18 protein-coding genes are annotated in these 23,603 nt (G+C 69.7%); 3 read left to right on the top strand and 15 right to left on the bottom strand.

Annotation, left to right across the window (positions count from 1 at the left end; genetic code table 11):
* Positions 1–15 precede the first annotated feature (15 nt).
* A complete protein-coding gene (locus tag ACWDGI_RS00865; protein ID WP_450755247.1) occupies positions 16–2,718 on the top strand; it encodes a fumarate reductase/succinate dehydrogenase flavoprotein subunit in 2,703 nt (900 codons plus the stop codon).
* A 30-nt stretch (positions 2,719–2,748) separates the two neighbouring features.
* Here the strand turns inward: ACWDGI_RS00865 and recQ are convergent, their stop codons facing one another.
* On the bottom strand, positions 2,749–4,761 hold the full coding sequence (gene recQ / locus ACWDGI_RS00860; protein WP_450754036.1) for a DNA helicase RecQ: 2,013 nt from the start codon (positions 4,759–4,761) through the stop codon (positions 2,749–2,751).
* Positions 4,762–5,134: 373 nt separating this feature from the next.
* Here recQ and ACWDGI_RS00855 point away from each other — a divergent pair, with 373 nt between their 5' ends.
* Positions 5,135–5,656, top strand: a complete 522-nt coding sequence (locus ACWDGI_RS00855; RefSeq protein WP_450754034.1) for a hypothetical protein — start codon at positions 5,135–5,137, stop codon at positions 5,654–5,656.
* 124 nt (positions 5,657–5,780) lie between these two features.
* On the opposite strand, the gene nuoN is transcribed toward ACWDGI_RS00855, so the two are convergent.
* Genes nuoN through ACWDGI_RS00785 form a run of 14 tightly spaced genes read right to left on the bottom strand, consistent with a single transcriptional unit; the run spans position 5,781 to position 21,723 of the window.
* Entirely contained in the window at positions 5,781–7,430 is a 1,650-nt protein-coding gene (gene nuoN / locus ACWDGI_RS00850) for an NADH-quinone oxidoreductase subunit NuoN (RefSeq protein WP_450754032.1), read from the bottom strand.
* Positions 7,427–8,998, bottom strand: coding sequence for an NADH-quinone oxidoreductase subunit M (locus ACWDGI_RS00845; protein ID WP_450754030.1), 1,572 nt, complete (start codon positions 8,996–8,998; stop codon positions 7,427–7,429). The genes nuoN and ACWDGI_RS00845 overlap by 4 nt, the downstream gene beginning before the upstream one ends.
* A 5-nt stretch (positions 8,999–9,003) precedes the next feature.
* Positions 9,004–10,899 (bottom strand): NADH-quinone oxidoreductase subunit L, encoded by a 1,896-nt coding sequence (nuoL, locus tag ACWDGI_RS00840; RefSeq protein ID WP_450754028.1) that lies wholly within the window; start codon positions 10,897–10,899, stop codon positions 9,004–9,006.
* A 14-nt stretch (positions 10,900–10,913) separates the two neighbouring features.
* The gene (gene nuoK, locus ACWDGI_RS00835) at positions 10,914–11,213 is read right to left on the bottom strand and encodes an NADH-quinone oxidoreductase subunit NuoK (protein WP_351318021.1); all 300 of its coding nucleotides are present in this window, start codon (positions 11,211–11,213) and stop codon (positions 10,914–10,916) included.
* Positions 11,210–12,052 (bottom strand): NADH-quinone oxidoreductase subunit J, encoded by an 843-nt coding sequence (locus tag ACWDGI_RS00830; protein ID WP_450755245.1) that lies wholly within the window; start codon positions 12,050–12,052, stop codon positions 11,210–11,212. The genes nuoK and ACWDGI_RS00830 overlap by 4 nt, the downstream gene beginning before the upstream one ends.
* Complete coding sequence (gene nuoI / locus ACWDGI_RS00825; protein ID WP_450754026.1) at positions 12,052–12,654, bottom strand: NADH-quinone oxidoreductase subunit NuoI; 603 nt, start codon at positions 12,652–12,654, stop codon at positions 12,052–12,054. The genes ACWDGI_RS00830 and nuoI overlap by 1 nt, the downstream gene beginning before the upstream one ends.
* Positions 12,647–14,020 carry an NADH-quinone oxidoreductase subunit NuoH gene (nuoH, locus tag ACWDGI_RS00820; RefSeq protein WP_450754024.1) on the bottom strand — a complete coding sequence of 458 codons (1,374 nt, stop codon included), beginning with the start codon at positions 14,018–14,020 and terminating at the stop codon, positions 12,647–12,649. Before nuoH ends, nuoI begins: the two co-directional genes overlap by 8 nt.
* Positions 14,017–16,521, bottom strand: coding sequence for an NADH-quinone oxidoreductase subunit G (locus ACWDGI_RS00815; RefSeq protein WP_450754022.1), 2,505 nt, complete (start codon positions 16,519–16,521; stop codon positions 14,017–14,019). Before ACWDGI_RS00815 ends, nuoH begins: the two co-directional genes overlap by 4 nt.
* Complete coding sequence (gene nuoF, locus ACWDGI_RS00810; protein ID WP_450754020.1) at positions 16,518–17,864, bottom strand: NADH-quinone oxidoreductase subunit NuoF; 1,347 nt, start codon at positions 17,862–17,864, stop codon at positions 16,518–16,520. Before nuoF ends, ACWDGI_RS00815 begins: the two co-directional genes overlap by 4 nt.
* Positions 17,864–18,721 carry an NADH-quinone oxidoreductase subunit NuoE gene (gene nuoE / locus ACWDGI_RS00805; RefSeq protein WP_450754018.1) on the bottom strand — a complete coding sequence of 286 codons (858 nt, stop codon included), beginning with the start codon at positions 18,719–18,721 and terminating at the stop codon, positions 17,864–17,866. Before nuoE ends, nuoF begins: the two co-directional genes overlap by 1 nt.
* Positions 18,718–20,058, bottom strand: a complete 1,341-nt coding sequence (locus ACWDGI_RS00800; protein ID WP_450754016.1) for an NADH-quinone oxidoreductase subunit D — start codon at positions 20,056–20,058, stop codon at positions 18,718–18,720. Before ACWDGI_RS00800 ends, nuoE begins: the two co-directional genes overlap by 4 nt.
* Positions 20,055–20,798 carry an NADH-quinone oxidoreductase subunit C gene (locus ACWDGI_RS00795; protein WP_450754014.1) on the bottom strand — a complete coding sequence of 248 codons (744 nt, stop codon included), beginning with the start codon at positions 20,796–20,798 and terminating at the stop codon, positions 20,055–20,057. The genes ACWDGI_RS00800 and ACWDGI_RS00795 overlap by 4 nt, the downstream gene beginning before the upstream one ends.
* Positions 20,795–21,349, bottom strand: a complete 555-nt coding sequence (locus tag ACWDGI_RS00790; protein WP_450754012.1) for a NuoB/complex I 20 kDa subunit family protein — start codon at positions 21,347–21,349, stop codon at positions 20,795–20,797. Before ACWDGI_RS00790 ends, ACWDGI_RS00795 begins: the two co-directional genes overlap by 4 nt.
* Before the next feature lie 14 nt (positions 21,350–21,363).
* A complete protein-coding gene (locus ACWDGI_RS00785; RefSeq protein WP_086791863.1) occupies positions 21,364–21,723 on the bottom strand; it encodes an NADH-quinone oxidoreductase subunit A in 360 nt (119 codons plus the stop codon).
* A gap of 754 nt (positions 21,724–22,477) precedes the next feature.
* On the opposite strand from ACWDGI_RS00785, the gene ACWDGI_RS00780 reads away from it, so the two are divergent.
* The gene (locus ACWDGI_RS00780) at positions 22,478–23,284 is read left to right on the top strand and encodes a C40 family peptidase (protein WP_450754009.1); all 807 of its coding nucleotides are present in this window, start codon (positions 22,478–22,480) and stop codon (positions 23,282–23,284) included.
* Positions 23,285–23,603 lie beyond the last annotated feature (319 nt).

The raw sequence follows: 23,603 nt of genomic DNA, 5'->3' as shown, positions 1-23,603 counted from the left end.
AGCGACGCCGAGGAAATGACCTGCGACGTTCTCGTCGTCGGCGGTGGCACCGCCGGCACCATGGCCGCCCTGACCGCCGCCGAGCGCGGTGCGAGGGTGCTGCTTCTGGAGAAGGCCCATGTCCGGCACTCCGGTGCGCTCGCCATGGGGATGGACGGGGTCAACAACGCGGTCGTCCCGGGGCGTGCCGAGCCCGACGACTACGTCGCCGAGATCACCCGCGCCAACGACGGGATCGTCGACCAGTCCACGGTCCGGCAGACGGCGACGCGTGGTTTTGCCATGGTCCAGCGCCTGGAGTCGTACGGGGTCAAGTTCGAGAAGGACGAGCATGGCGCGTACGCGGTCCGCCAGGTGCATCGCTCCGGCTCGTACGTACTGCCGATGCCGGAAGGCAAGGATGTCAAGAAGGTCCTGTACCGGCAGTTGCGGCGTCGTGAGATGCGGGAGCGGATCCGTATCGAGAACCGGGTGATGCCGGTGCGCGTGCTGACGGCGCAGGGGCGCGCGGTGGGTGCGGTGGGCTTCAACACGCGCACCGGCGCGTTCGTGACCGTCCGCGCGGGTGCGGTGGTTCTCGCGACCGGTGCGGCCGGGCGGCTGGGGCTGCCCGCTTCCGGCTACCTGTACGGGACGTACGAGAATCCGACCAACGCCGGTGACGGTTACGCCATGGCCTACCACGCCGGTGCCGAGCTGACCGGGATCGAGTGCTTCCAGATCAATCCCCTGATCAAGGACTACAACGGGCCTGCCTGTGCCTACGTCGCCAATCCGTTCGGCGGCTACCAGGTCAACCGGCACGGTGAGCGGTTCGTCGACTCCGACTACTGGTCGGGGCAGATGATGGCCGAGTTCGCCGCCGAGGTCGCCTCCGACCGCGGTCCGGTCTACCTGAAGCTGAGCCATCTCCCCGAGGAGTCGGTCTCCGCCCTGGAGTCCATTTTGCACTCCACCGAGCGGCCCACCCGTGGCACCTTCCACGCCGGGCGGGGGCACGACTACCGGACCCATGACGTCGAGATGCACATTTCCGAGATCGGCCTGTGCGGGGGGCACTCCGCCTCCGGGGTCCGGGTCGACGACCACGCCCGTACGACCGTCCCTGGGCTGTACGCCGCCGGTGACCTGGCCTGCGTCCCGCACAACTACATGATCGGCGCGTTCGTCTTCGGTGACCTGGCAGGTGCGGACGCCGCCCAGTACACGGCGTACGAGGGGGAGTTGCCGGCCGAGCAGGTGCGTGAGGCGCACGAGTTGATCTACCGTCCGCTGCGCAACCCGGACGGCCCGCCGCAGACCCAGGTCGAGTACAAGCTGCGCCGCTTCGTCAACGACTACGTGGCTCCGCCGAAGTCCGGGGCCCGGCTCTCCCTCGCCCTGGAGTCCTTCGAGCGGATGCGGGACGACATCGCCGGCCTGGGCGCCCGCACCGCGCACGAGCTGATGCGCTGCGCCGAGGTGAGTTTCATCCGCGACTGCGCGGAGATGGCCGCCCGCGCCTCCCTGGCCCGTACGGAATCCCGCTGGGGTTTCTACCACGACCGGCTCGATCACCCCGAGCGTGACGACGCCTCCTGGTTCCACCATCTCGATCTGCACAAGTCCCCCTCTGGTGCGATGGAGTTCACGGCTCGTCCCGTGGCTCCGTATCTGGTGCCGGTCGAGGAGTTCACCCCAGTCGGCGGTCCGTCCCGGCACATCGGCGAGGTGCGTCCGCTGGACGTGGCGACGGCGGGCGGCCGTGATGTGCCGCCGGTGGCCACGGGGCCGGTGGCGGCCGCCGCCGCTCGGCCCGTGGTGTCCGACCGGGCCGAGTCGGCCTCACCCCGCCTTCTGGAGCTCCTCGCCCTCGCCGAGGAGGAGCCCGAACTAGCTGCTCTTGAGCCCTACTTGACGGATCTCGATCCCTCGGTCCGGCGTACCGCCGTGTCGGTGCTGACGGAGACGGCACCGGCGGGTACCGGGCGGGTGCTGGCCGGTGCGCTGGCCGATCCCGATGCCGGGGTGCGTTCGGCCGCCGCTGCCTCGTTGCGCGAGCTGGTCGAGACGCTTCCGCCCGAGCCGGCGCTGCGGGACGCCCTCGCCGGCGCGCTCGCCGTGGCCGATCCGGTCGTCCGGGCCGCTGCACTGGACCTGCTGCGGGCGCTGCGTCTGGGTGACGCCGGTCTGTTCGCTTCCGCTCTGCCCGATGCCGATCCGGCGGTGCGGATCGAGGCGGTGCGGGCGCTGGTCTCGGTGGACGCCGCCGAGCCCTTGGCCGGCGCGGTCGCGGATCCGTCCCGGGAGGTACGGGTGACGGTGGCGAAGGCCCTCGGAACGGTGGGGGCCTCGCGCGCCACCGATCAGGAGGACGGTGTCCTGGGCGCCCTCACCACCCTCACGGGTGACTCCGACGTTCTCGTCCGCGGCGCCGCCTACGAGGCGCTGGCCGGCGTCGGCTGCCCGCCGTCGCTGGCCGGGAGCGCCGTGGCCGCGCTGGCCGACCCGGCCTGGCAGGTGCGGGTCGGTGCCGCCAGGGCGCTGGGTGCGGCGGGTGCCGCCGTGGCGGTGCCGGCCCTCGCCAAGTCGCTCGCCGATCCGAACGCCGACGTCCGCAAGGCGGCCGTCCTCGCCCTGACCCGGCACACCGGTGTCGAGGAGGCCCGCGCGGCGCTGGCCACGGCGACGGCGGACTCGGACGCGGACGTCAGGGCGTACGCGGCGCGAGGGCTCTGAACAGGGCCCCCGCCCCGCGGCCGGATCGGGCTATACCCAGTCCTCCGGCTCCGGCTCGGCATCCATCTCGGGCCAGTGGTCCTCGTCCCCGCCTCCCGCCACCTCGGGGGCCGGGACCGGGGCCGGGGCCGGGGAGGACGGTGCCTTCAGGGACGCCAGCACCCCGAGCACGCCCTCCCCGTAGGTCATGAGCTTCTTCTCGCCGATGCCGCCGACGGTGGCCAGTTCGGCTACCGACTCGGGCCATCGGCCGACGATCTCCCTGAGCGTGGCGTCGTGGAAGATCACGTACGCCGGTACGCCCTGTTCGCGGGCCTGTTCGGCACGCCAGGCGCGCAGTGCCTCGAACGCCGGGAGCAGATCCTCGGGCAGCTCTGCCACGGCCGCCTTCGCCTTGCCCTTGCCGGAAGCCCCGGAGGAGCCGGATGTCCCCGAGGACCGGGAGACCACAGGTTTCTTCGGCTCCTTGCGGAGCGGGACGTCGCGCTCGCGCCGCAGTACCGTCCCGCTGGCCTCGGTGAGCACGAGCGTGCCGTACTCGCCCTCGACGGCCAGCAGCCCCTGGGCGAGCAGCTGCCGGACGACGCCCCGCCATTCGCCCTCGTCGAGGTCGGTGCCGATACCGAAGACGGACAGCTGGTCGTGGTCGAACTGGATGACCTTGGCGGTGCGCTTGCCGAGCAGGATGTCGACGATCTGGACGGCGCCGAACTTCTGCCCGCGTTCGCGCTGCAGTCGTACGACCGTGGAGAGGACCTTCTGGGCGGCGACGGTGCCGTCCCAAGTCTCCGGCGGCGTGAGGCAGGTGTCGCAGTTGCCGCAGCCGGCCGGGGCGGGGTCCTGGCCGAAGTAGTTGAGGAGTTGTCCGCGGCGGCACTGGGCGGTCTCGCACAGGGCGAGCATCGAGTCGAGGTGGGCCTGGGCGCGGCGGCGGAACGCCTCGTCGCCCTCGCCGGACTGGATGAGTTTGCGCTGCTGTATGACGTCGTTGAGGCCGTAGGCCATCCAGGCGGTGGAGGGCAGGCCGTCGCGGCCGCCGCGGCCGGTCTCCTGGTAGTAGCCCTCGACGGACTTGGGCAGGTCGAGGTGGGCGACGAACCGGACGTCGGGTTTGTCGATGCCCATTCCGAAGGCGATGGTGGCGACCACGACCAGGCCGTCCTCGCGCAGGAAGCGGGACTGGTGGGCCGCGCGGGTGCCCGCGTCCAGGCCGGCGTGGTAGGGGACGGCCTCGATGCCGTTGCGGGACAGGAATTCCGCCGTGGAGTCGACCGACTTGCGGGAGAGGCAGTAGACGATGCCCGCGTCACCTGCGTGTTCCTGCCGGAGGAAGGTGAGCAGCTGCTTCTTGGGGTCGGCCTTGGGGACGATCCGGTACTGGATGTTGGGCCGGTCGAAGCTGGCCACGAAGTGCCGGGCGGCCGGCATGTGCAGCCGCTGGGTGATCTCTTCGTGGGTCGCGTGGGTGGCGGTCGCCGTGAGCGCGATGCGCGGGACGTCCGGCCAGCGCTCGCCGAGGAGGGAGAGGGCCAGATAGTCGGGGCGGAAGTCGTGGCCCCACTGGGAGACGCAGTGTGCCTCGTCGATCGCGAAGACGGAGATCTTGCCGCGGGCCAGCAGGTCCAGCGTGGAGTCCAGGCGCAGCCGCTCCGGCGCGAGGTAGAGCAGGTCGAGCTCACCGGCGAGGAACTGGGCCTCGACCACGCGCCGCTCGTCGAAGTCCTGGGTGGAGTTGACGAACCCGGCGTTCACACCGAGGGCGCGCAGGGCGTCCACCTGGTCCTGCATGAGGGCGATGAGCGGTGAGATCACGATGCCCGTACCGGGTCTGACCAGGGCGGGGATCTGGTAGCACAGCGACTTTCCGCCGCCGGTGGGCATGAGGACGACGGCGTCTCCGCCGGCCACCACATGCTCGATGATCGCTTCCTGCTCGCCCCGGAAGGCGTCGTACCCGAAAACCCTGTGCAGCGTGGCCAGTGCCTCGCTGTCCGCCGGTCCGGGCGTCTGCCGCGTCCCCGGCGGCTCGGTCGTCCCTGGCATCTCGTCGGTTCCGCCCGTCCCACCCATCGTCGTGTCCCCCGTACGTCGTCCCTCGACCACTGCCTCCACGATAGGGGCACGGACCGACAGCGCCGGAGTTATCCACAGGCCCGCCGTACGGGAGAGGGACACGGGACGGAAGCCGGAGGGACGCGGGGAGTGGGTACGGGGCGGGACGCGGGGCGGTATCCCCCGTCCGGTGGTATCCCCCGTCCGGGGGTGTCCTCAGTCCTTGGGCCGTTCAGTCCTTTGGCCGTCCTCGCGTGGCGGCCCGGAAGCGGCGCGGGCCATGCTGCACGGGCGGGACCGGGGAGGCCCGCGCTGTACGGAGGCGCCGCACTCGCGTGCCTCTTCCGCCCCAAGGAGCATCAGGATGTCTCTCAGGTCCCGCACCGCCGGCGCCGTTCTGGCGCTGGCCGTGCCGTTCGCTCTGGCCGCGGTTCCCGCCGACGCGGCTCCCGTCCCCGAGGCCGACCCGTTCATGTGGACGGATCTGACCCCGACGTACACGGCGACCACGGACTACCAGTACGAGCCCTTCGCGGTCACGGACGGATACCGGCCCATCGGCGAGTGCGCCCAGGACACCGGGACCGGCAGGGCAGGCGCGGGCTACCACTACGTGAACCCCTCCCATGTCGGCAGCCTCGACCCGGCCGAGCCCGCGGGTCTCCTCTACGAGACCGACGGCAACGGCGGCCGGGCCCTGGTGGGGGTGGAGTGGATCGTGCGCGCCGACACCACCGCCACCGCGCCGACGCTGTTCGGGCAGACCTTCCAGGGGCCGGCGACCCTCGACGGGGTGGGTTCCGTGTACACGCTGCACGCCTGGATCTGGAAGGACAATCCGAGCGGTCTGTTCGCGCCGTGGAACCCGACGGTGACCTGCCCGTAGCCACGACCGCGGCCGGCCCGCCGCAGGTGCCGGCAGCCCGTGGCCCTGCGGCGCAGGGCCGTCCACGCACGCGTGGGCCCCGGTTCCTCGGAGGGAACCGGGGCCCACGGCCGTACCGGACGGGTCAGCGCACGAAGACTCCCGCCTGGCTCGCCAGGTCCAGGAAGTACTGCGGTGCCACGCCGAGCACCAGCGTGACCGCGACGCCGACGCCGATCGTCGCCATGGTCAGCGGTGACGGAACGGCGACCGTGGGGCCGTCGGGCCTGGGCTCGCTGAAGAACATCAGCACGATCACGCGGATGTAGAAGAACGCGGCGATCGCCGACGAGATCACACCGACCACGACCAGCGGGGCCGCCCCGCCCTCCGCCGCCGCCTTGAACACGGCGAACTTCCCGGCGAAGCCGGAGGTCAGCGGGATACCCGCGAAGGCCAGCAGGAACACCGCGAAGACGGCCGCGACCAGCGGCGAGCGGCGGCCGAGGCCGGCCCACTTGGACAGGTGCGTGGCCTCTCCGCCGGCGTCGCGCACCAGGGTGACCACGGCGAAGGCGCCGATGGTCACGAAGGAGTACCCGGCCAGGTAGAACAGGACGGACGACACGCCGTCCTTCGAGGTCGCGATGACACCCGCGAGGATGAATCCGGCGTGCGCGATCGACGAGTACGCGAGCAGTCGCTTGATGTCGGTCTGGGTGATCGCGACGATCGCGCCGCCCAGCATGGTGATGATCGCGACGCCCCACATGACCGGCCGCCAGTCCCAGCGCAGACCGGGCAGCACGACGTACAGCAGGCGCAGCAGCGCGCCGAACGCGGCCACCTTGGTCGCCGCTGCCATGAAGCCGGTCACCGGGGTGGGCGCGCCCTGGTAGACGTCGGGCGTCCACATGTGGAAGGGGACCGCGCCGACCTTGAAGAGCAGGCCCATGACGACCATCGCGGTGCCGATCAGGAGCAGCGCGTCGTTGCCCATGGTGTCGGCGAGGGCGGGGTCGATGCTGGTGACGGTGCCGTCGACGACCTGGGAGATGGTGGCGTACGACACCGAGCCGGCGTAGCCGTACAGCAGGGCGATGCCGAACAGGGTGAACGCGGAGGCGAAGGCGCCGAGCAGGAAGTACTTGACCGCGGCTTCCTGGGACATCAGGCGCTTGCGGCGGGCCAGGGCGCACATCAGGTAGAGCGGGAGGGAGAAGACCTCCAGGGCCACGAAGAGCGTCAGCAGGTCGTTGGCCGAGGGGAACACCAGCATGCCGGCGATCGCGAAGAGGAGCAGCGGGAAGACCTCGGTGGTGGTGAAGCCGGCCTTCACCGCGGCCTTCTCGCTGTCGCTGCCGGGCACCGAGGCGGCCTGTGCGGCGAAGGAGTCGACGCGGTTGCCGTGTGCGGCCGGGTCGAGGCGGCGTTCGGCGAAGGTGAACAGGCCGAGCAGACCGGCCAGCAGGATGGTGCCCTGCAGGAACAGGGACGGTCCGTCGACGGCGATCGCGCCCATGGCGGCGATGTGCGCCTTGGTGGTGCCGTATCCGTCCGCGGCCAGTGCGACGACCGCCGCGAAGGCCGCGCACAGCGCGACGGCGGAGACGAAGACCTGCGCGTAGTAGCGGGATTTGCGCGGGACGAACGCCTCGACGAGCACCCCGACGATCGCCGCGCCGAGCACGATCAGGGTGGGGGACAATTGTCCGTATTCGATCTTCGGCGCGTCGATCTTCGAGATCGGCTCGGCCGCGGTTGTCCACAGGCTGTGGACGGCTGCTGCGCTCACTTGGCCGCCTCCACTGCGGGCTTGGGGTCGGTCTTGTGTACGTCCGACATGGTCTGTTTGACCGCCGGGTTGACGATGTCCGTGACGGGCTTCGGGTAGACGCCCAGGAAGATCAGCAGAACGATCAGCGGGGTGACGACCACGAGTTCACGCGCGCGCAGGTCGGGCATCGCGGAGACCTCCGGTTTCACCGGGCCCGTCATCGTCCGCTGGTAGAGGACGAGGGTGTAGAGCGCGGCGAGGACGATGCCGAGGGTGGCGATGATGCCGATGGCCGGGTAGCGCGTGAACGTGCCGACCAGGACCAGGAATTCGCTCACGAAGGGGGCGAGACCCGGCAGCGACAGGGTGGCCAGGCCGCCGATCAGGAAGGTGCCGGCGAGCACCGGGGCGACCTTCTGCACACCGCCGTAGTCGGCGATGAGCCGCGAGCCGCGCCGGGAGATCAGGAAGCCGGCGACCAGCATCAGCGCGGCCGTGGAGATGCCGTGGTTGACCATGTAGAGGGTGGCGCCGGACTGGCCCTGGCTGGTCATCGCGAAGATGCCCAGGATGATGAAGCCGAAGTGCGAGATGGACGCGTAGGCGACCAGACGCTTGATGTCCCGCTGGCCGACGGCGAGCAGGGCGCCGTAGATGATGCTGATCACGGCGAGGACGAGGATGGCGGGCGTCGCCCACTTCGAGGCCTCCGGGAACAGCTGGAGGCAGAAGCGGAGCATCGCGAACGTGCCCACCTTGTCGACGACCGCCGTGATGAGGACGGCGACCGGGGCGGTGGACTCCTGCATGGCGTTGGGCAGCCAGGTGTGCAGCGGCCACAGCGGCGCCTTCACCGCGAAGGCGAAGAAGAAGCCGAGGAACAGCCAGCGTTCGGTGCTGGTCGCCATGTGCAGCGAGCCGTTCGCGCGGGCCTGCGCGATCTCCGCGAGGGAGAAGTTCCCGGCGACCACGTAGAGGCCGATCACCGCGGCCAGCATGATCAGGCCGCCGACCAGGTTGTAGAGGAGGAACTTCACGGCCGCGTACGACCGTTGGGCCGCCGCGTTCTCGTCGGAGCCCGCGTGGGCACGGTCCCCGAAGCCGCCGATGAGGAAGTACATCGGGATCAGCATGGCTTCGAAGAAGATGTAGAAGAGGAAGACGTCGGTGGCCTCGAAGGAGATGATCACCATCGCCTCGACGGCCAGGATCAGGGCGAAGAAGCCCTGGGTGGGCCGCCACCGCTTGCTGCCGGTCTCCAGCGGGTCGGCGTCGTGCCAGCCCGCGAGGATGATGAACGGGATCAGCAGGGCGGTGAGCGCGAGCAGGGCGACCGCGATGCCGTCGACGCCCAGTTCGTAGCGGACACCGAAGTCCGAGATCCAGGCGTGGGACTCGGTGAGCTGGTAGCGGCTGCCGCCCGGGTCGAAGCGGACCAGGACGACGATCGCCAGCGCGAGCGTGCCGAGCGAGACCAGCAGCGCGAGCCATTTGGCGGCGGTGCGCTGTGCGGCCGGTACGGCGGCCGTCGCGACCGCCCCGACGGCGGGGAGCGCCGCCGTCGCTGTCAGCAGAGGAAAGGACATCGGTATCAGACCGCCCTCATCAGCAGGGTCGCGGCGACCAGGAGGGCAGCGCCGCCGAACATCGAGACCGCGTACGAGCGCGCGTAGCCGTTCTGGAGCTTGCGCAGTCGGCCGGACAGCCCGCCGAAGCCCGCCGCCGTGCCGTTGACGACCCCGTCGACCAGGGTGTGGTCGACGTAGACCAGGGAGCGGGTGAGGTGTTCGCCGCCGCGGACCAGGACGACGTGGTTGAAGTCGTCCTGGAGGAGGTCGCGGCGGGCCGCGCGGGTGAGCAGCGAACCGCGCGGGGCGACGGCCGGGACGGGACGGCGGCCGTACTGGAGGTAGGCGATGCCGACGCCGATGACCAGGCACACCATGGTGGCGCCGGTGACCGTGGTCGCGCTCAGCGGGGAGTCGCCCTCGCTGTGACCGGTGATCGGCTCCAGCCAGTGCAGGAACCGGTCGCCGATGCTGAAGAACGCGCCGCCGAAGACCGAGCCGATCGCCAGCACGATCATCGGGATGGTCATGACCTTCGGGGACTCGTGCGGGTGCGGCTCGTGGCCGTGCTCGTCGGGCTCCCAGCGCTTCTCGCCGAAGAACGTCATCAGCATCACGCGCGTCATGTAGAAGGCGGTGATGGCCGCGCCGAGCAGGGCGCAGGCGCCGAGGATCCAGCCCTCGGTGCCGCCCTTGGCGAACGCCGCCTCGATGATCTTGTCCTTGGAGAAGAAGCCGGACAGGCCCGGGAAGCCGATGATGGCGAGGTAGCCGAGGCCGAAGGTGATGAAGGTGACCGGCATGTACTTGCGCAGGCCGCCGTACTTGCGCATGTCGACCTCGTCGTTCATGCCGTGCATGACGGAACCGGCGCCGAGGAACAGTCCGGCCTTGAAGAAGCCGTGCGTCACCAGGTGCATGATCGCGAAGACGTAGCCGATCGGACCGAGGCCGGCGGCGAGCACCATGTAGCCGATCTGCGACATGGTCGAACCGGCGAGGGCCTTCTTGATGTCGTCCTTCGCGCAACCGACGATCGCACCGAACAGGAGCGTGACGGCGCCGACGACGGTGACGACGAGTTGTGCGTCCGGCGCCGCGTTGAAGATCGCTCCGGAGCGGACGATGAGGTAGACGCCGGCGGTGACCATGGTCGCCGCGTGGATGAGGGCCGAGACCGGGGTCGGGCCTTCCATGGCGTCCCCGAGCCAGGACTGCAGCGGGACCTGGGCGGACTTGCCGCAGGCGGCGAGCAGCAGCATCAGGCCGATCGCGGTGAGCCTGCCCTCGGAGGCGTCGGTCGCGTGGCTGAGGACCGGCCCGAAGGCGAAGGTGCCGAACGTCGTGAACATCAGCATGATCGCGATCGACAGGCCCATGTCGCCGACCCGGTTGACCAGGAAGGCCTTCTTCGCGGCGGTGGCCGCGCTGGGCTTGTGCTGCCAGAAGCCGATCAGCAGGTACGAGGCGAGGCCGACGCCCTCCCAGCCGACGTACAGCAGCAGGTAGTTGTCGGCGAGGACGAGCAGCAGCATCGCCGCGAGGAACAGGTTGAGGTAGCCGAAGAAGCGGCGGCGGCGCTCGTCGTGCTCCATGTACCCGATCGAGTACAGGTGGATGAGCGAGCCGACGCCGGTGATCAGCAGGACGAACGTCATCGACAGCTGGTCGAGGCGGAAGGTGACGTCCGCCTGGAAGCCGGCCACCGGGACCCAGGTGAACAGGTGCTGCATCAGGGTGCGGTGTTCGGCGTTCTTGCCCAGCAGGTCGGCGAAGAGGATCACGCCGAACACGAAGGAGGTCGTCGACAGGAGCGTGCCGATCCAGTGGCCCACGCCGTCCAGGCGGCGGCCGCCGACCAGGAGGACGGCCGCTCCGAGCAGGGGCGCCGCGATCAGCAGCGCAATGAGGTTCTCCACGATTCAGCGACCCCTTACAGCTTCATCAGGCTGGCGTCGTCGACCGAGGCCGAGTGGCGGGTACGGAACAGCGACACGATGATCGCGAGCCCGACCACGACCTCCGCGGCGGCGACGACCATCGTGAAGAAGGCGATGATCTGGCCGTCGAGATTGCCGTGCATGCGGGAGAAGACGACGAACGCGAGGTTGCAGGCGTTGAGCATCAGCTCGACGCACATGAAGACGACGATCGCATTTCGTCTGATCAGCACACCGGTGGCGCCGATCGTGAACAACAGGGCGGCGAGATAGAGGTAGTAGACCGGGTTCACTTCGACGCCTCCTCGGGCCGCTTGAGGTTCTCCGGCTCGATCGGCGTCCGCTCCAGCCGTTCCTCGGCGCGCTGTTCCAGGGCCCGCAGGTCGTTGAGGGCCTCCGCGGACACGTCGCGGATCTGGCCGCGGTCACGCAGCGTCTTGTTGACCGTGAGCTCGGACGGCGTGCCGTCGGGCAGCAGGCCGGCGATGTCGACGGCGTTGTGCCGGGCGTAGACGCCGGGGGCGGGCAGCGGCGGCAAGTGCTTGCCTTCGCGGACGCGCTGTTCGGACTGCTCGCGCTGGGTCTTGGCGCGCTCGGTGCGCTCGCGGTGGGTGAGCACCATGGCGCCGACGGCCGCGGTGATGAGCAGGGCACCGGTGATTTCGAAGGCGAAGACGTACTTGGTGAAGATGAGGGCGGCGAGGCCCTCCACATTGCCGTTGGCGTTGGCCTGGCCGGTGCCGTTGAAGTTCTTGAGGGAGGCGTTGGCGATGCCCGCGAAGAGCAGGACGCCGAAGCCGACCCCACAGAGAAGGGCCAGCCAGCGCTGGCCCTTGATGGTCTCGGTCAGGGAGTCGGCGGCGGTCACGCCGACCAGCATCACCACGAAGAGGAACAGCATCATGATCGCGCCGGTGTAGACGACGATCTGCACGATGCCCAGGAAGTAGGCGCCGTTGGCGAGGTAGAACACCGCCAGGATGATCATGGTGCCGGCGAGACAGAGGGCGCTGTGCACGGCCCTCTTCATGAGGACGGTGCCCAGGGCGCCGAACACGGCGACGGTGCCGAGGACCCAGAACTGGAAGGCCTCCCCGGTGGAGGCGGCGTAGGCGGCGAGCTGCGGGCCCATCATGCCTCCACCCCCTCTTCCTCCGGCTTCTCGCCCTTCGAGACGGCCACCTGCTGGACGGTCCCGGGCGCGGCCTCGGTCACCAGGCCCCGGTAGTAGTCCTGTTCGTCGGTGCCCGGGAAGATCGCGTGCGGGCTGTCGACCATGCCCTCTTCGAGGCCGGCGAGCAGCTGCTCCTTGGTGTAGATGAGGTTGGCGCGGCTGGTGTCGGCGAGCTCGAACTCGTTGGTCATCGTGAGCGCGCGCGTGGGGCACGCCTCGATGCACAGGCCGCACAGGATGCAGCGGGCGTAGTTGATCTGGTAGACGCGGCCGTAGCGCTCACCCGGCGAGTAACGCTCCTCGTCGGTGTTGTCGGCGCCCTCCACGTAGATGGCGTCGGCGGGGCAGGCCCAGGCGCACAGTTCGCAGCCGACGCACTTCTCCAGGCCGTCCGGATGGCGGTTGAGCTGGTGCCGTCCGTGGAACCGCGGAGCCGTGGTCTTCTTCTGCTCCGGGTACTGCTCGGTCAGCCGCTTCTTGAACATGGCCTTGAAGGTCACGCCGAAGCCGGCGACGGGGTTCAGGAAACCGGGCTCGGTCTCCTTGGGCTCCTCAGTCATCGGACGCCTCCTTTCCATCCGTAGATCCGTCACTGACAGTGTCCGGTCCACCACTGACAATCAGCTCCCGCTCCCGGCGCGGGCTGCGCCGGGGCACCGGCGGCAGCTCCTGTCCGGGCAGCGGCGGCACGGGGAACCCGCCTGCCATCGGGTCGAACGCGACCGGCTCGGCGGCGGGCTCCGCGCCCTCCTTGCCGCCCTTGTCGCGGAACATGTCGACGACGAAGGACAGGACCAGCAGAGCGAGGATTCCGCCGCCGACGTAGAGGGCGATGTCGCTGAAGCCGTAGTTCTCGTTGCGGAGGGTCCTTACGGTGGCGACGAGCATCAGCCAGACGACCGAGACCGGGATGAGGACCTTCCAGCCGAGCTTCATCAGCTGGTCGTAGCGCACCCGCGGAAGGCTGGCGCGCAGCCAGACGAAGACGAACAGCAGCACGACGACCTTGGCGACGAACCAGAGCATCGGCCACCAGCCGTGGTTGGCGCCCGCCCAGACGGTGCTGATCGGCCAGGGGGCGCGCCAGCCGCCGAGGAAGAGCGTCGTCGACACGGCAGCGACCGTCACCATGTTGACGTACTCGGCGAGCATGAACATCGCGAACTTGATCGACGAGTACTCGGTGTTGAAGCCGCCGACCAGGTCGCCCTCGGACTCCGGCATGTCGAAGGGGGCGCGGTTGGTCTCGCCGACCATGGTGACGACGTAGAGGATGAACGAGACCGGCAGCAGCACGATGTACCAGCGGCCCTGCTGCTGGTCGACGATCGTGGACGTCGACATCGAGCCCGAGTACAGGAACACCGACGCGAACGCGGCGCCCATGGCGATCTCGTAGGAGATCATCTGCGCGCAGGAGCGCAGGCCGCCGAGGAGCGGGTAGGTGGATCCGGAGCTCCAGCCGGCGAGGACGATGCCGTAGATGCCGACGGAGGCGACCGCGAGGATGTAGAGCATCGCGATCGGCAGGTCGGTGAGCTGCATCGTGGTGCGGTGGCCGAAGATCGAGACCTCGTTGTCGGCCGGTCCGAACGGGATGACCGCGATGGCCATGAACGCCGGGATGGCCGCGACGATCGGCGCGAGGATGTAGACGGCCTTGTCCGCGCGTTTGACGATGAGGTCTTCCTTGAGCATCAGCTTCACGCCGTCGGCGAGCGACTGGAGCATGCCCCAGGGGCCGTGCCGGTTGGGGCCGATGCGCAGCTGCATCCAGGCGATGACCTTGCGCTCCATGACGATGGAGACCAGCACGGTCACCATCAGGAAGGCGAAGCAGAAGACCGCCTTGACGACGACCAGCCACCAGGGGTCGCGGCCGAACATGGAGAGGTCTTCAGCAGCGAGGTACGGGTACGGGCTCATGCCTCCACCTCCTTCGGGGCCTCACCGGCGGTGGCCGCCGGGCCGATGCGGACGAGTGCGCCGGGCAGCGCCCCGGTGTCGGAGGCGACGCCGCCGCCCACGGAGTTCAGCGGGAGCCAGACCACGCGGTCGGGCATCTCGGTGATCCTGAGCGGGAGTGCGACGGTGCCGGCGCCCGAGGTGACGGCGACCATCTCGCCGTTCCCGATGCCGGCCTCGGCGGCGGTCGCGGCGGACAGGCGGGCGTGGGCGGCGTGCCGGGTGCCGGCGAGGGCCTCGTCGCCTTCCTGGAGGACGCCCTGGTCGAGCAGGAGCCGGTGTCCGGCGAGCACGGCCTCCCCGGCCGCCGGCCGCGGCAGCGGTCCCGCCGTCTCCAGCGGCTCGGAGGCCTTCGGCCCGTCCCAGGCGCCGAGCCGGTCGAGTTCCGCGCGCGTGGTGCGCAGGTCGGGCAGGCCGAGGTGGACGTCCATGGCGTCGGCGAGCATCTGCAGCACGCGCGCGTCGGTGGGCGCGAGCCGCCGGGTCATCTGCTCGGGCTTGAGCGCGGCCTCGAAGAACCGCACCCGGCCTTCCCAGTTGAGGAAGGTGCCGGCCTTCTCGGCGACGGCGGCGACCGGGAGGACGACGTCGGCGCGCTCGGTGACCTCGCTGGGCCGCAGCTCCAGCGAGACCAGGAAGCCGACGGCTTCGAGTGCGGCACGCGCGCGCGTGGGGTCGGGCAGGTCGGTGACCTCGACGCCGGCGACCAGCAGGGCGGAGAGTTCGCCGCGGGCGGCGGCCTCGATGATCTGGCCGGTGTCGCGGCCGTAGCGGAGCGGGAGTTCGGACACGCCCCAGGCGGCGGCGACCTCGTCACGCGCGCGTGGGTCGGTGGCCGGGCGTCCGCCGGGCAGCAGCGCCGGCAGCGCGCCCGCCTCGATCGCGCCGCGCTCACCGGCCCGGCGCGGGATCCACACCAGCTGCGCGCCGGTGGCGGTGGCGGCCCGTACGGCGGCGGTCAGGCCGCCGACGACCGATGCCAGCCGCTCGCCCACGACGATCACCGCGCCCTCGGTGCGCAGCGCCTCGGCGGCCTGGGTGCCGGGCTCCTCCAGGCCGACGCCGCTCGCGAGCGCGTCCAGCCATTCGGTCTCGGTGCCGGGCGCGGCCGGCAGCAGCGTGCCGCCGGTCTTCTCCAGGCCGCGCGTGGCGTGCGTGGCGAGCGAGAACACCCTCTGCTTGTGCTTGCGCCAGGCCTTGCGCAGCCGCAGGAAGACGCCGGGCGCCTCCTCCTCCGACTCGAACCCGACCAGCAGCACGGCGGGCGCCTGTTCCAGCGAGGTGTAGGTGACGCCCGTACCGTCGAGGTCGCGGCCGCGGCCTGCGATCCGGGCGGCCAGGAAGTCGGCCTCCTCGCTGCTGTGCACGCGCGCGCGGAAGTCGATGTCGTTGGTGTCGAGCGCCACGCGCGCGAACTTGCTGTACGCGTAGGCGTCCTCGACGGCGAGCCGGCCGCCGGTGAGGACACCGGCCCGGGAACGGGCAGCGGCCAGACCCTGGGCGGCCGCGTCGAGCGCCTCCGGCCAGGAGGCGGGTTCGAGCACGCCCTGCGCGTTGCGGACCAGCGGGGTCTCCAGGCGGTCCTTCTGCTGCGCGTACCGGAACCCGAAGCGCCCCTTGTCGCAGATCCACTCCTCGTTGACCTCGGGGTCGTTGGCGGCGAGCCGCCGCATGACCTTGCCGCGCCGGTGGTCGGTGCGGGTGGCGCAGCCGCCCGAGCAGTGCTCGCACACGGACGGCGAGGAGATCAGGTCGAAGGGGCGGGAGCGGAAGCGATACGCCGCCGAGGTCAGCGCGCCCACCGGGCAGATCTGGATGGTGTTCCCGGAGAAGTACGACTCGAACGGGTCGCCCTCGCCGGTGCCGACCTGCTGGAGCGCGCCGCGTTCCAGGAGCTCGATCATCGGGTCGCCGGCGACCTGGTTGGAGAACCGGGTGCAGCGCGCGCACAGCACGCACCGCTCACGGTCGAGGAGCACCTGGGTGGAGATGGGGAGGGGCTTCTCGAAGGTGCGCTTCTTGCCGTCGAAACGGGACTCGGCGTTGCCGTGCGACATCGCCTGGTTCTGCAGCGGGCACTCGCCGCCCTTGTCGCAGACCGGGCAGTCCAGCGGGTGGTTGATGAGCAGCAGCTCCATCACCCCGTGCTGGGCCTTCTCGGCGACCGGGGAGGTGAGATGGGTCTTCACCACCATGCCGTCGGTGCAGGTGATCGTGCAGGACGCCATGGGCTTGCGCTGGCCCTCGACCTCGACGATGCACTGGCGGCAGGCGCCGGCCGGGTCCAGCAGGGGGTGGTCGCAGAAGCGCGGGATCTCGATGCCGAGCTGCTCGGCGGCGCGGATGACCAGGGTGCCCTTGGGCACGCTGATCTCCACGCCGTCGATCGTCAGCGTGACGAGGTCCTGCGGCGGGACCGCCGCCGTCCCCCCCGAGGAGGGGGAACTCGTGGTCACGGTCATGCGTTCACCTCCGGGCGGTCCGCCCAGGCCGTCGACTTGGCCGGGTCGAAGGGGCAGCCCCGGCCCGTGATGTGCTGTTCGTACTCCTCGCGGAAGTACTTCAGCGAGGAGAAGATCGGGGACGCGGCGCCGTCGCCGAGGGCGCAGAAGGACTTGCCGTTGATGTTGTCGGCGATGTCGTTCAGCTTGTCGAGGTCGGACATGACGCCCTTGCCGGCCTCGATGTCGCGCAGCAACTGCACCAGCCAGTAGGTGCCTTCACGGCACGGGGTGCACTTGCCGCAGGACTCGTGCGCGTAGAACTCGGTCCAGCGGGTGACCGCGCGCACGACGCAGGTGGTCTCGTCGAAGCACTGGAGGGCCTTGGTGCCGAGCATGGAACCGGCCGCCCCCACCCCTTCGTAGTCGAGAGGGACGTCGAGGTGCTCGTCGGTGAACATGGGCGTCGAGGAGCCGCCCGGTGTCCAGAACTTCAGACGGTGGCCGGTGCGCATCCCCCCGCTCATGTCGAGGAGCTGGCGCAGGGTGATGCCGAGCGGTGCCTCGTACTGGCCGGGGCTGGTGACGTGGCCGCTCAGCGAGTAGAGCGTGAAGCCGGGCGACTTCTCGCTCCCCATCGACCTGAACCAGTCCTTGCCCTTGTGCAGGATGGCGGGAACCGAGGCGATGGACTCGACGTTGTTCACAACAGTCGGGCAGGCATAGAGCCCTTCGACCGCCGGGAAGGGGGGACGCAGTCGCGGTTGACCACGGCGGCCTTCGAGCGAGTCGAGCAGTGCGGTCTCCTCACCGCAGATGTACGCGCCGGCGCCGGCGTGCACGGTGAGCTCCAGGTCGAGACCGCTGCCCAGGACGTTCTCGCCGAGGTAGCCGGCCGCGTAGGCCTCGCGCACGGCCTCGTGCAACCGCCGCAGGACCGGTACGACTTCACCACGCAGATAGATGAAGGCATGCGACGACCGGATGGCGTAGCACGCGATCACGATGCCCTCGATGAGGCTGTGCGGGTTCGCGAAGAGGAGCGGGATGTCCTTGCAGGTCCCGGGCTCCGACTCGTCGGCGTTGACAACCAGATAGTGCGGTTTGCCGTCCCCCTGCGGAATGAACTGCCACTTCATTCCGGTGGGGAATCCCGCGCCGCCCCGGCCGCGTAGTCCGGACTCCTTGACGTAGGCGATCAGGTCGTCCGGTGACATGGCGAGCGCCTTGCGGAGGCCCTCGTATCCGTCGTGCCGCCGGTAGACGTCCAGCGTCCAGGACCGGTCCTCGTCCCAGAAGGCCGACAGCACGGGTGCGAGCAGCTTCTCGGGGCTGGTGTCCTTGAGATCGGGTACCACCGTCATCACTCCCCCTCCTCGGCGGCAGGCCCTGCCGGGTGCGACGGGTCGGAGGCCGAGGTCTCCTGCGGCGCGTCATGGGAACTGAGGTGCTCGGCCGGCGACGGCTCGTGCACCGTCCGGTCCTGCGGACCCGGGCGCGGATGGACCACGCGCGCGGGTGCGGACTCTCCCCTGGCCAGGTGGAGGCCCACCAGCGAGGCGGGTCCGGCGCTTCCGCTCTCCTCGACGGCCCCGGGCCGCTCGTCGGGGAAGCCGGCCAGGATCCGCGCGGTCTCCTTGAAGGTGCACAGCCGGGCCCCGCGGGTGGGCTCGACGTCCCGGCCCGCGCGCAGGTCGTCGACCAGGCGCCGGGCGCTCGCCGGGGTCTGGTTGTCGAAGAACTCCCAGTTGACCATCACGACCGGTGCGAAGTCGCAGGCCGCGTTGCACTCGATGTGCTCCAGGGTGACGCTGCCGTCGTCGGTGGTCTCGCCGTTGCCGACGCCCAGGTGCTCCTGGAGGGTCTCGAAGATGGCGTCGCCGCCCATCACCGCGCACAGCGTGTTGGTGCAGACGCCCACCTGGTAGTCGCCGGAGGGCTTGCGCCGGTACATCGTGTAGAAGGTGGCGACCGCGGTGACCTCCGCCGTGGTCAGCTCCAGCACGTCGGCGCAGAACTGCATGCCGGTGCGGGTGACATGCCCCTCCTCCGACTGCACGAGATGCAGCAGCGGCAGCAGCGCGGACCGGGAGTCGGGGTAGCGCGCGATGATGTCGCGCGCGTCCGTCTCCAGCCGGGCCCGGACGTCGTCCGGATACGCGGGCGCGGGCAGCTCGGGCATGCCCAGGCTGACGCCCCGCTCCGAAGAAGAGGTGTTCACCGGTCGACGCCTCCCAGTACCGGGTCGATGGACGCGATGACGACGATGACGTCGGCGACCTGGCCGCCCTCACACATCGCCGCGATGGCCTGCAGGTTGGCGAAGGACGGGTCGCGGAAGTGGACCCGGTAGGGGCGGGTGCCGCCGTCGGAGACGACGTGCGCCCCGAGTTCGCCCTTGGGCGACTCGATGGCCGTGTAGACCTGTCCGGGCGGGACCCGGAAGCCCTCGGTGACCAGCTTGAAGTGGTGGATCAGGGCCTCCATGGAGGTGCCCATGATCTTCTTGATGTGGTCGAGGGAGTTGCCGAGTCCGTCCGGTCCCAGGGCGAGCTGCGCGGGCCAGGCGATCTTCTTGTCGGCGACCATGACCGGCCCGGGCTGGAGCCGGTCCAGGCACTGCTCGACGATCCTGAGCGACTGGCGCATCTCCTCCAGGCGGATCAGGAAACGGCCGTAGGCGTCCGAGGTGTCGGCGACGGCGACGTCGAAGTCGTAGTTCTCGTAGCCGCAGTAGGGCTGGGATTTACGCAGGTCGTGCGGCAGGCCGGTGGCCCGCAGGATGGGGCCGGTGGCGCCGAGGGCCATGCAGCCAGCCAGGTCGAGATAGCCGATGCCCTGCATGCGGCCCTTGAAGACGGGGTTCCCGGTGGCGAGCTTGTCGTACTCGGGGAGGTTCTTCCGCATCTTCTTGATGAATTCGCGGATCTGGTCGACCGCGCCGGGCGGCAGGTCCTGGGCGAGTCCGCCGGGGCGGATGTACGCGTGGTTCATCCGCAGGCCGGTGATCAGCTCGAAGAGGTCGAGAATCATTTCACGATCACGGAATCCGTAGATCATGAGCGTGGTGGCGCCCAGCTCCATGCCGCCGGTGGCGATGGCGACCAGGTGCGAGGACATCCGGTTCAGCTCCATCAGGAGCACCCGGATGATCGTGGCGCGGTCGGTGACCTGCTCCTCGATGCCGAGGAGTTTCTCGACGGCGAGACAGTAGGCGGTCTCGTTGAAGAAGGACGTCAGGTAGTCCATGCGCGTGACGAAGGCGGAGCCCTGCGTCCACGTGCGGTACTCGAGGTTCTTCTCGATGCCGGTGTGCAGATAGCCGACGCCGCAGCGGGTCTCGGTGACGGTCTCGCCGTCGATCTCCAGGATCAGCCGGAGCACCCCATGGGTGGAGGGGTGCTGGGGACCCATGTTGACGACGATGCGTTCGTCGTCGGCGCGGGCCGCGGACTGGACGATCTCGTCCCAGTCGCCACCGGTGACCGTATATACGGTGCCCTCGGTGGTCTCGCGCGCCGAGGCGGTCGACGCGGCGGATGCTGACTGTGTGCTCACGAGTACGACCTCCGCTGGTCCGGAGCCGGGATCTGGGCGCCCTTGTACTCGACGGGGATGCCGCCGAGGGGGTAGTCCTTGCGCTGCGGATGGCCCTGCCAGTCGTCCGGCATGAGGATGCGGGTCAGGGCCGGGTGACCGTCGAAGACGATCCCGAAGAAGTCGTAGGTCTCCCGTTCGTGCCAGTCGTTGGTCGGATAGACGGAGACCAGGGACGGGATGTGCGGGTCGGCGTCCGGGGCGCTGACCTCCAGCCGGATCAGCCGGTTGTGGGTGATCGAGCGCAGGTGGTAGACGGCGTGCAGCTCGCGGCCCTTGTCGTGGAGGTAGTGGACGCCGCTGACGCCGGTGCACAGCTCGAAGCGGAGCGCGGGGTCGTCGCGCAGGGTGCGGGCGACGCGCAGCAGGTGCTCGCGTTCGATGTGGAAGGTGACCTCGCCGCGGTCGACGACCGTCTTCTCGATGGCGTTGGCGGGCAGCAGGCCCTGTTCCTCCAGGGCACCCTCCAGCTCGTCGGCGACCTCGTCGAACCAACCGCCGTACGGGCGGGCCGCCGGCCCGGGGAGCCGGACGGAGCGGACCAGGCCGCCGTAGCCGGAGGTGTCGCCGCCGTTGTTGGCGCCGAACATGCCGCGCTGGACGCGGATCTCCTCGCCGCCCTGGCCGCGCTGGCCGGGGAGGTTGTCGGTGGCGAGGTCCTTCTCGGGATTGGCCCCGTTGTGGCCGTTCGCGTCGCTCACCGCAGCAGCCCCTTCATCTCGATCGTGGGCAGGGCCTTCAGCGCCGCCTCCTCCGCCTCGCGGGCCGCTTCCTGCGCGTTGACGCCGAGCTTGGAGCTCTGGATCTTCTGGTGGAGCTTGAGGATCGCGTCCAGCAGCATCTCGGGGCGGGGCGGGCAGCCGGGCAGGTAGATGTCGACCGGGACGATGTGGTCGACGCCCTGGACGATGGCGTAGTTGTTGAACATGCCGCCCGAGGAGGCGCAGACGCCCATGGAGATCACCCACTTGGGGTTGGGCATCTGGTCGTAGACCTGCCGCAGGACGGGCGCCATCTTCTGGCTGACCCGGCCGGCGACGATCATCAGGTCGGCCTGGCGCGGAGAGCCGCGGAAGACCTCCATGCCGAACCGCGCCAGGTCGTACCGGCCCGCTCCCGCCGTCATCATTTCGAAGGCGCAGCAGGCGAGGCCGAAGGTGGCGGGGAAGACGGACGCCTTGCGCACCCAGCCCGCGGCCTGCTCGACGGTGGTCAGCAGGAAACCGCTCGGCAGCTTTTCTTCGAGTCCCATGACTTAAAAGCCCCTCAGTCCCATTCCAGGCCGCCGCGCCGCCATACGTACGCGTACGCGACGAAGACGGTGAGCACGAAGAGCAGCATCTCCACGAGCCCGAAAACACCCAGGGCGTCGAAGGTGACGGCCCAGGGGTAGAGGAAGACGATCTCGATGTCGAAGACGATGAAGAGCATCGCCGTCAGGTAGTACTTGATCGGGAAACGCCCGCCGCCGGCCGGCGTGGGGGTCGGCTCGATTCCGCACTCGTAGGCTTCGAGCCTGGCGCGGTTGTACCGCTTCGGACCGATCAGCGTGGCCATGACCACGGAGAAGATCGCAAAGCCTGCCCCGAGGGCTCCCAGTACGAGGATGGGCGCATACGCGTTCACCGCTCCTCGCTCCTCTCAGTCGGCACTGACTGGTGGCGGTTCGACCGGGCCCACTCGCCTCATCCGTCACACGAACCCCGCACGTCCCGGGCGAAGATCGCGAACATGTGAAGCAGGTCACAAGCCCAGCTGCCTCGCATCTTATGCCCGTCGCTCTGTGATCTGCGACACGGGGTATTACACAAGCTTTGTGATCTCCACCACCTGACGATCGATCATGAAGTCGGATGAGTGGTGATCTTCGCACTCGAAGCGTTCAGCTGATCACCAGAGGTGACATTTTCGACCGTCGACGCAGGCGGGAGGGGGTGCCGAGCAGGCGTCTCCATATCAAGAGGGTTCCCCTGCATGCAAATTCGCGATGGACGGACGGCCTTGATAGAGGACCGCGTTCACACGTCAGAGGGAGGAGTGAGGGGTGATGTGGACGCGTGCACACGTTCACGAACTCGGGCGACCTCGACCCGCGCACGAGACGCACGCTTCCCGGTAACCGTTCCGTGACCTCCGCCACATTGATGAGAGGCCCCTGAGAACCGGGCTTGGCCAATCATCTCAACCGATGGTAGGTGGGGGGCAATTCGGACGTTATGGCGAAAGAACGTGATCACAGGCGTGATCACGGGCGCCCGCAATGTCCGTTACGGCGTCAATAAGGAATGACAGGCGCAGGATTCACGGCCCCGATTGAACAACTGTGGCGCACCACACGTTTCTTGAAGATATGAAGGAGCCCCTGGTACCGGTTGTTCCCATGTCCCACACCGCTCACATACGCAGCCACCGGAAACCCCGCCGCAGCGCGACGACAAGCATCGCCGTGCGCGCCGGAGTTGCCAGTGGCGTCCTCGGCATGGCAGCGGCGGGCGCGGCCTCGGCGAGTGCCGCCGAACCCGTGACGCAGACGCTCGAACTGCCCACCCTGACGGCCGATCTGGCCACCCAGGTGGCACAGTCCGCCGACGCCACGCAGCAGGCCGCCGCGAACTACGCGCTCCAGGCCGAGCGCGACGCGGCTGCCGCAAAGGCCGCGAAGCAGGCCAAGTCGGACCTCGCCGAAGCCAAGAAGAAGGCCGAGGCCAAGAAGAAGGCCGAGGAGGCCCGCAAGGAGGCCGCTCAGCGCGCCGCCTCGCGCAGCGCCGAGCGGACCACGCTCAGCGCCACCTCCACGACTTCCAGCGCCTCCACGAGCACGTCCACGGCGACGGGTTCCGCCGCCGCCGTGGTCGCCTTCGTGAAGGCACAGATCGGCGACGCCTACGTCTCCGGCGGCACGGGCCCCAACTCGTGGGACTGCTCGGGTCTCGTGCAGGCCGCCTTCAAGTCGGTCGGCGTCAGCCTGCCGCGCGTCTCCCAGGACCAGTCGACGCAGGGCACCCAGGTCTCGCTGAGCAACCTCCAGCCCGGCGACATCCTCTACTGGGGCAGCGCCGGCAGCGCGTACCACGTGGCCGTGTACGTCGGCGACGGCATGTTCGTGGGCGCGCAGAACCCCTCCAGCGGCGTCGGGGAGCACCCGCTGTCGTACGACCCGCCGACCGGCGCGGTGCGGGTGCTCTGACAACAGGGGCGACCTGCGACAACCCGGCGCAACTCGGGCATCGCACAAGTACGGTAGGGCCGCAGCCGCTCGGGGGCAGCGGCCCTTCCGGCGTGCCGCCCTGCGGACGGCGGCCCCACGGACGGCAGCCCCGCGGACGGCCACCCGCGGCGGGCTCGCGGCGGCCCCGCGACGCTCCTGCGGCGGCCCACCCTTCCTGCGGGCCGTCCCGCCACTGCGGGCCGTGCCATCACCGCGGGCCGCGCCATCCCCACGGGCCGTCCTGCCACCGCGGGCCGTCCTGCCGCCGCGGGTCGTCACCCTTGCCTCGGTTTTCCAC

The organism is Streptomyces sp. NPDC001220 (assembly GCF_053597895.1).
This window is presented reverse-complemented; position numbering and strand designations above follow the sequence as displayed.

Excerpts from the sequence above, each read along its gene's own strand:
- ACWDGI_RS00865 (WP_450755247.1), top strand. The coding sequence starts at position 16 with ATGACCTGCGACGTTCTCGTCGTCGGCGGTGGCACCGCCGGCACCATG.
- recQ (WP_450754036.1), bottom strand. The coding sequence starts at position 4,761 with ATGCCAGGGACGACCGAGCCGCCGGGGACGCGGCAGACGCCCGGACCG.
- ACWDGI_RS00855 (WP_450754034.1), top strand. The coding sequence starts at position 5,135 with ATGTCTCTCAGGTCCCGCACCGCCGGCGCCGTTCTGGCGCTGGCCGTG.
- ACWDGI_RS00845 (WP_450754030.1), bottom strand. The coding sequence starts at position 8,998 with ATGTCCTTTCCTCTGCTGACAGCGACGGCGGCGCTCCCCGCCGTCGGG.
- ACWDGI_RS00830 (WP_450755245.1), bottom strand. The coding sequence starts at position 12,052 with ATGGGCCCGCAGCTCGCCGCCTACGCCGCCTCCACCGGGGAGGCCTTC.
- nuoI (WP_450754026.1), bottom strand. The coding sequence starts at position 12,654 with ATGACTGAGGAGCCCAAGGAGACCGAGCCCGGTTTCCTGAACCCCGTC.
- nuoH (WP_450754024.1), bottom strand. The coding sequence starts at position 14,020 with ATGAGCCCGTACCCGTACCTCGCTGCTGAAGACCTCTCCATGTTCGGC.
- ACWDGI_RS00815 (WP_450754022.1), bottom strand. The coding sequence starts at position 16,521 with ATGACCGTGACCACGAGTTCCCCCTCCTCGGGGGGGACGGCGGCGGTC.
- nuoF (WP_450754020.1), bottom strand. The coding sequence starts at position 17,864 with ATGACGGTGGTACCCGATCTCAAGGACACCAGCCCCGAGAAGCTGCTC.
- ACWDGI_RS00790 (WP_450754012.1), bottom strand. The coding sequence starts at position 21,349 with ATGGGACTCGAAGAAAAGCTGCCGAGCGGTTTCCTGCTGACCACCGTC.
- ACWDGI_RS00780 (WP_450754009.1), top strand. The coding sequence starts at position 22,478 with ATGTCCCACACCGCTCACATACGCAGCCACCGGAAACCCCGCCGCAGC.